This is a genomic window from Nostoc sp. DedVER02 (assembly GCF_034530675.2).
GTDB lineage: Bacteria > Cyanobacteriota > Cyanobacteriia > Cyanobacteriales > Nostocaceae > Nostoc.
The window spans coordinates 852137-859175 of the sequence record NZ_JAVRCP020000001.1; the positions used below are offsets into that span (position 1 = coordinate 852137).

At 42.3% G+C, this 7039-nt stretch carries 6 protein-coding genes; 2 read left to right on the forward strand and 4 right to left on the reverse strand.

Annotated features, from left to right (window positions below):
- Window positions 1–14: 14 nt before the first annotated feature.
- The 3 genes from RMZ41_RS03810 to RMZ41_RS03820 all read right to left on the reverse strand — a co-directional run bounded on the left by RMZ41_RS03810 (window position 15) and on the right by RMZ41_RS03820 (window position 3146).
- Window positions 15–1268, reverse strand: a complete 1254-nt coding sequence (locus tag RMZ41_RS03810) for an MFS transporter (protein ID WP_322644180.1) — start codon at window positions 1266–1268, stop codon at window positions 15–17.
- 142 nt (window positions 1269–1410) lie between these two features.
- Window positions 1411–2424, reverse strand: coding sequence for a glycosyltransferase family 2 protein (locus tag RMZ41_RS03815; protein WP_322644179.1), 1014 nt, complete (start codon window positions 2422–2424; stop codon window positions 1411–1413).
- Window positions 2425–2438: 14 nt separating this feature from the next.
- Window positions 2439–3146, reverse strand: a complete 708-nt coding sequence (locus RMZ41_RS03820; protein WP_322644178.1) for a C40 family peptidase — start codon at window positions 3144–3146, stop codon at window positions 2439–2441.
- A gap of 9 nt (window positions 3147–3155) precedes the next feature.
- Between RMZ41_RS03820 and RMZ41_RS03825 the strand changes: the two genes are divergently transcribed.
- Window positions 3156–4088: a serine hydrolase gene (locus RMZ41_RS03825; RefSeq protein ID WP_322644177.1), complete on the forward strand. Its 933-nt coding sequence runs from the start codon at window positions 3156–3158 to the stop codon at window positions 4086–4088.
- 45 nt (window positions 4089–4133) lie between these two features.
- Here the strand turns inward: RMZ41_RS03825 and RMZ41_RS03830 are convergent, their stop codons facing one another.
- Window positions 4134–5789 carry a metallophosphoesterase family protein gene (locus RMZ41_RS03830; protein WP_322644176.1) on the reverse strand — a complete coding sequence of 552 codons (1656 nt, stop codon included), beginning with the start codon at window positions 5787–5789 and terminating at the stop codon, window positions 4134–4136.
- Between the two features lie 285 nt (window positions 5790–6074).
- Between RMZ41_RS03830 and RMZ41_RS03835 the strand changes: the two genes are divergently transcribed.
- Window positions 6075–6962, forward strand: a complete 888-nt coding sequence (locus RMZ41_RS03835) for an alpha/beta hydrolase (RefSeq protein WP_322644175.1) — start codon at window positions 6075–6077, stop codon at window positions 6960–6962.
- Window positions 6963–7039 lie beyond the last annotated feature (77 nt).

Below are 7039 nucleotides of genomic sequence, written 5' to 3' on the forward strand. Positions count from 1 at the left end.
TTAGGAGTGAGAAATTAAAGTTCCTCACTCCTAATTTTTAAGTTTTTCAAGGCATAAACATCTGGAGCTAAACCTAGTGCAAAGCGCAGGGAGTTAGATAGGTTTTTGCTCGACTGGGTGAGGAAGATGACAAGTGCAAGAGAAGTTATTGCAGCACCATAGCCAAACATATCGCGGTAGCCTACAAGTTCAGCGATGCTACCCAAAAGAGGAGCAGCGATCGCAATTCCCAGGTCAAGCCCAGCTACGCATAGAGCAAAAACTTGCCCTCGTTCTTGCGGCAGCGAGCGGTCTGCCATCAGCGTAATCATCATCGAGATTAGTGTACCACCACCAGCACCTTCAGCGATCGCAGCCAATAAGAAAAACATCGCGCTGTCAGCCTGCCATAGCAGTATTAACGCTAGAACGTAGAAAAAAATACCAAAGGTAATAAATAAACCACGACCAAAGCGATCGCTTGCCTTACCAGCAAACACCCTGATACTAAAACTAGAAATTGCCGCAGCTGTAAAAAATAGTCCGCCGTTGAAGTCTACCTGACTGGATTTGAGGAACAATGACACAAAGGTATGTACAGCACCGATAGACAAACCAACCAACAACATTACTATCGTTGGAACTCTTACCTGTGGACTATTCAAAATTTGCCAAAAGTTGCGATTATTTTCCTCAGTTTGTTCCTGTGTTTGCACTGGCGGATTCGTGACTTGTATAATCCCCAAGAAAGCAAGAAAACCCAATTCGGCGGATAACAGAAATAATATTCCGTAACCACTTGTAGCTTCTAAATATCCTCCCAACGCGGGGCCAATCGCTAAACCAAGGGGAGTTGCGAGAGTCATGTAACCAATGATTTCGCCACGAAGTTCTGCGGGGGCTAAATCTGCTATTAAGGCACTGTAGCCAGTGGTAAAAGCGGCAACACTAATACCGTGAAAAATCCGCACCAAGATTAATAATCCGATTGATTGGGTTGCCAAATAACCAAAGGGTGCGATCGCGGCTACTATCGTACCAATCAGCAAGACAATTTTTCGACCACGTTTATCGGCTAACTGTCCCAGGGTTGGGCGAGATAGCAATAAGCCAATGGCGAAACTGCCCATTACAATCCCAATTTCTTGCTTACTTGCGCCCACATCATCGATGTAAAGCGGTAAGGTTGGTAAGAGTGCAGACAAACTCGACCAGAATAATAAACCTGCCGTAAATAAAACTACCAGGTTGCGCCGCAGTTCGGTGTCAAAAGTATTAAATGCTTTCAAGGTAGATGCAATTTAATGGTTTTTTGTCATTTGTCATTTGTCCTTTGTCATTTGTATAGAGTCAACCAATATTTACTCTTAATTATTTGCTAATGACCAATGACCAATGACCAATGACCAATGACTAATGACTATTGTTACGTTACTTAACATTTTTTGCTACAACTTCTCGCACGCGATAGATAGGCCGCCCTTGGGATTCATGGTATGTACGCATGAGTAACTCTGCTAAAAGACCGAAGCAAAATAACTGCACTCCAGTTACTAGTAAGAGAACTGCTAAACTTAGCAACGGGCGATTGCCAATCATTTCACCTAAAGCTAATTTGACGAAAGTCAAGTAAATTCCGATCGCAGTCCCCGAAACCATTGAAATCAAGCCCAACAGCCCAAAAACGTGCATTGGGCGGGTGAGGAATTTTTTCATAAACAGAATAGTTAACAAATCCATCAACACCCGAAATGTCCGCCAAATTCCATACTTACTACGACCAAAGCGACGGGCATGATGACGCACGGGTACTTCAGTAATTCTAGCTCCTTCGATGTACGCTAAAGCAGGTAAAAATCGGTGTAGTTCGCCGTAGAGGTTCATATCTGCCAACAGTTCTGCACGATAGGCTTTCAGCGAACAGCCATAATCATGAATATTCACGCTAGTGGTGCGGCGAATTAGCCAGTTGGCAATTTTGGAAGGAAGTAACCGATTTACAGCACCATCTTGGCGATTTTGCCGCCAACCACTTACTAAATCGTAACCTTCATCCAGCTTTGCTAATAACATAGGGATATCAGCCGGATCATTCTGGAGATCAGCATCTAAAGTAACGATCGCTTTCCCCACTGCATAATGAAACCCAGCAGCCATCGCCGCAGTTTGTCCGTAGTTACGACGCAAAATCACCGCCTTTAAATCAGTGCGGGTTTGCGCCTCTTTTTTCAGAAAATCCCCAGAACCATCTGTAGAACCATCATCAACACAGATTATTTCATAATTTACCTGACTAGAAGATAAAGTAGATGCGATCGCTTCTAATAAAAGCGGCAAACTCTCCACCTCATCATGGATTGGTAGCACCACCGAAACATCTGGGACAATTGCTGAAATCGCCCCATTTTCCTCACTCAACCCTCGATCAACAAACCCACTCCTCATATACCTCTGCGCCCTCAGCGTCTCTGTGGTTCGTAACTCTTAAAAACTCTACCAGCCCCTCGTAGCTGCTGATAGTACGACTGACTAATAGCATCTCCCTGTTCCGAGAGAATATCAATCCCAATCCCATCTCGTCCCTGATCTTTCCCAGAACTATGAATGTAATAACCATCAGCTAAATAAAGCCCGACATGAGTTGCCTTTTGTTGAATAGTGCCAAAAAATACCAGATCCCCAGCCACTAATTCTGCAATAGTAATTGGTTGGGTGAAACCTTCCTGTTGATAGGCATCTCTAGGTAGCCAAATACCCACCGAAGCAAACGCCGCCTGCATCAACCCAGAACAATCATAATTTGGCCCAACCGTACCACCCCAAAGGTAATAATTGGATTGTTGCATCGCTTTTTGGGTAAAAGCAATAACCTCTGCTAGGAGTTTTTTAATTTCAGATTCAGAAAATGTTGCCGCCTGATAAGGTACAGTAGCAGGTTGTAATGAATCAAAATCTGAAAGAGATACCCATCCCGGATAGTCATCTTCGCACAAATACACCTCGACCGCTAAATTTTGATGATTTGATGTTACCCACAAATGTCTTCCAGATGCAGATTGAGTTGATAAACGTGTACATTCAGGAGAATCATATAAATTAAGGTCAGCAAAACACTGATACTCCCCTGATTTTGGATTTTGGATGTCGGATTTTAGATTAAAGGACATTACTAGAGAATGATTTTTTTTAATAAAGACGAACAACTCGAAAATATTGGTAATGGCATTTTAGATGCAACTTGGGCAGAATTTCCGACTTTAGCCCGGAATCAAATTGCCTTGACTTGGGTTGTTTACGATCCACCAGTGCTAGTAAATACTGGTGGGGCGCTGACTCCCAATGCTTTTTGGGATCATCCAGTCCGTGGTTTTACTTATCGCGGTGTTGAACGGATTTATCCCGCCAGTGTAGTCAAGTTATTTTACCTAGTGGCGGTAAATGAATGGCTAGAAAAAGGCATGAGTCAAACCTCCAAGGAGTTGGAACGCGCTTTGCGGGATATGATTGTCGATTCTAGTAACGATGCTACTAGCTTAGTTGTAGATATTTTAAGTGGTACTACATCAGGGCCAGAATTACCAATCGGGCCTTTTGAAACTTGGAAATATCAACGTAATATCATTAACCGCTATTACCAATCTTTGGGTTGGGAAGAAATGGAGACGATTAACGTCTGTCAAAAAACTTGGGGTGATGGCCCTTATGGACGGGAACGGGCGTTTGTGGGAGAGTTACTAGAAAATCGTAATATGTTGACAACAAATGCGATCGCTAGGTTACTGCATAGTATTGTAGGTGGAGTGGCGGTTTCTAGTACGCGATCGCAAGCAATGATGGCTTTACTGAAACGTCCTCTCAACGATTTGTCCCCTGACACTGAGGAAAATCAGATAACAGGTTTTTTGGGAGACGGACTGACTAAAAATGCTCAAATTTGGTCAAAAGCAGGCTGGACAAGTCAAGTTCGCCATGATGCTGCATATATTGAGTTACCAGAACAACGCCCTTACCTCTTAGTGGTATTTACTGAAGGTAAAGCCCAGGCTAAGAATCGGGATATTTTGCCCTTTGTTTCTAAGTTAGTTGCCGAAGCGATCGCTAGTTTATGAACAGCAAGATCCCCGACTTCTTCAAGAAGTCGGGGATCTGAGGCTTCAGATAGGATTGGTATATTTCAACTTAAATTCATCAAACTTCACTACTTTTGAATCAGGTTTACGAGTATCAAATCGATAACTACTTATCGTACCCGTTCCCGTATCAAAAATACTAAAAACTGTAATATCATTACTCGAAATATAAGGCATCGGCTTACCATCTTCACCCAACAAGGGGGAAATTGTTGGCACTATCGGTTCTAAACCATTGGGATCGCCAAGCTTAACATAATCCTCTTGATATCCAGTTGGCACTTCTCGCTTTCTGTCACCCCAAGCAGCACCGTAAGTATTGCCCACATTAGATGTTTCTAAAAAGTGCATTCCACTAGAACTAACAAAACGATTCCACAAATGGGAATGTCCATAGAATACTAATTGCACATTAGCCGCTTCTAATAAAGGCACAACATCGCGGATAATATAATCTGCATCTTTGGGGTATTCGTAACGCACAGCTTTGATATTATCCTCATCCCGTTCAACTATTTGAACAGGTTCAGTATAAGCAGGAACTATGTTATCACCTAGAGTATGAGGCGGATGATGGAACATCACAACTTTGTATTTTGCTTGTTGAAACTCAGGGCTGTTGAGTTCTGCTTCTAGCCAATTATATTGTTTGCTACCTTTAGCAATCGGCTCATAAATCACCTGTCCATAACCCCAATCTTCAGGATTATTTAAATCCTTTTCGGCTTCTCGATATCTACCTTTATACTTCCCATTTAAACTGGGAGTCCGCCACATATTCGTAGCGTATAGTACTACCAAACGTACATTACCAAAACTAACTGCATAATACCTTTTTTCACCCTCTTTACTTTTTGGTAAAGAGAAAATTTCTTCGTAAGTCTTAGTATTAAAAGAATTATCTATTAAAGATTTGTCTCGATAAATTTTTTGAGCAACAACGCGGGGAATTGTATCATCAAATTCATCATTTAAACTTCCCGTTCTGGCAAATCGCCCCATCACCTCATGATTACCAATGCAAGAAAACATGGGTGCATTTTGAATTATTTGTCCACCAGTGTAGGTTGTCTTAACGTTGTTGTGCATCATTTCATATTTAGCACGACCTTGTAAACCGGGAAACAACGCACCACCACCATTATCATCAAACCATTCGGAGGCGCGATCGCTAACATTGACCAAATCACCAGCAAACCACACTCCATCAACTCGTCCAACGGTTTCTACCACCTTTTGCAGATTTGCTGCTGTCATCGGCTTTAATTGATGGTCAGAGGTAAGTAAAATTTTTAGTGGTGTATCTGGTTTGGGAGTAGCTGCAAGACTAAAAACATCACTGCTAATACTTTCCTTATCCTCTCGCACACTCGTAACACGATAGTTTATCCGCACACCAGGAGTTAACCCAGTTACCTCAGCTTCATGTCGCCAAATGTCACGCCAGACGGGTTTTTGATAAATTTCGCCGTCTTTGGTTTGGTTTCCAACTCTTGATTGTTGGTCTTCACGAGTGCGACTGAGTTTGGTAGTATTTGCCTTAGCAGTTTGTTTAAGATTTTCACCGTAGGTTACTGTGTGATTAACACCAGCAAACTCAGTAAACCAAACTACTCGCACTGAGGTTTTAGTTGGCAATTGCAAAAATGGATCGGTGAGTAGTTGGGGTGCTGATGTCATAATTGTTTGCCCAAATGAACGCACGCTTACCAGAGTAAAGCATATAACAAGCGCAAATATAGCCACTAAGGAAATTTTACGGCTGCGTAAACGTTTGAGCATGAGTAACATACCAAATTTTATCGGGTGTCTATGACTGAACGCAATTTTATTATTAGCTTGTTGAAAGCGGCCTATTTTTATTGCTTAATTTTGGGGCTGTTTTTCGTGTTCTTTACACCCTCTGAACGCTGCTGACTAATTTTGCTTTCGGGTAAAGTGCTATTAAACTAACTCTCTAATTTTATGCTTCAGTTTCAACCTTCTGGCTTTGGACATAAACTTATCCATACATCATTAGGGGCAATGGTTTACTATACCCAAACGAATGCACCTTGGGCGAACGCTGTTACTGAAGACTTACCTCCACTGCTGTTTCTCCATAACTTTGGTGGTGGGGCATCTGCCTATGAATGGTCTAAAGTTTATCCGGCTTTTGCCTCTAATTACCAAATTTTAGCCCCCGATTTAATCGGCTGGGGAGAATCGGCTCATCCCGTCCGGGATTATAAAATTAGAGATTATCTCAGTACGATCGCAGAGTTTATCATCGAAACGTGTCGCCAGCCAGTAACGGTGGTAGCCTCGTCTCTAACAGCCGCTTTTGCTATCCGCCTAGCTATTGTTCAACCCAATTTATTCAAAGCACTGTTTTTAGTGTCTCCCTCTGGATTTGATGATTTTGGGCAAGGTGCTGGACGCAGACTTCCGCTTTCGGTAATCAATGCGCCTCTGTTGGACAATTTTATTTATATCCTTGGTGCTGAAAATGAAATTGCAGTCAGAAATTTTTTACAAAGTTTTCTGTTTGCTAAGTCACAACGAGTATCTCAAGAAATGGTGGATGCTTATTTAACCTCTGCACAACAGCCGAATGCCAAATTTTCCGCCTTGGCATTTTTACGTGGCGATCTTTACTTTGATCTGAGTTTATATATTCAGCAATTGACAATTCCTACTGTGATTTTTTGGGGAGAAAAAGCACAATTTACCAAGATCAAACTAGGACGACGGTTAGCAAATTTAAATCCAAGAGCAATTCGAGATTTTTATGCGATCGCAGATGCCGGAATATTACCTCATTTAGAAATGCCAGAAATTGTGATTGGTCTATTGCAACGATATCTTGGGTAACTGGGGACTGGGGATTGGGGATTGGGGACTGGGGGCAGGGGGCAGGGGGCAAGGGGGCAGGGGGACAAGGAGAATAA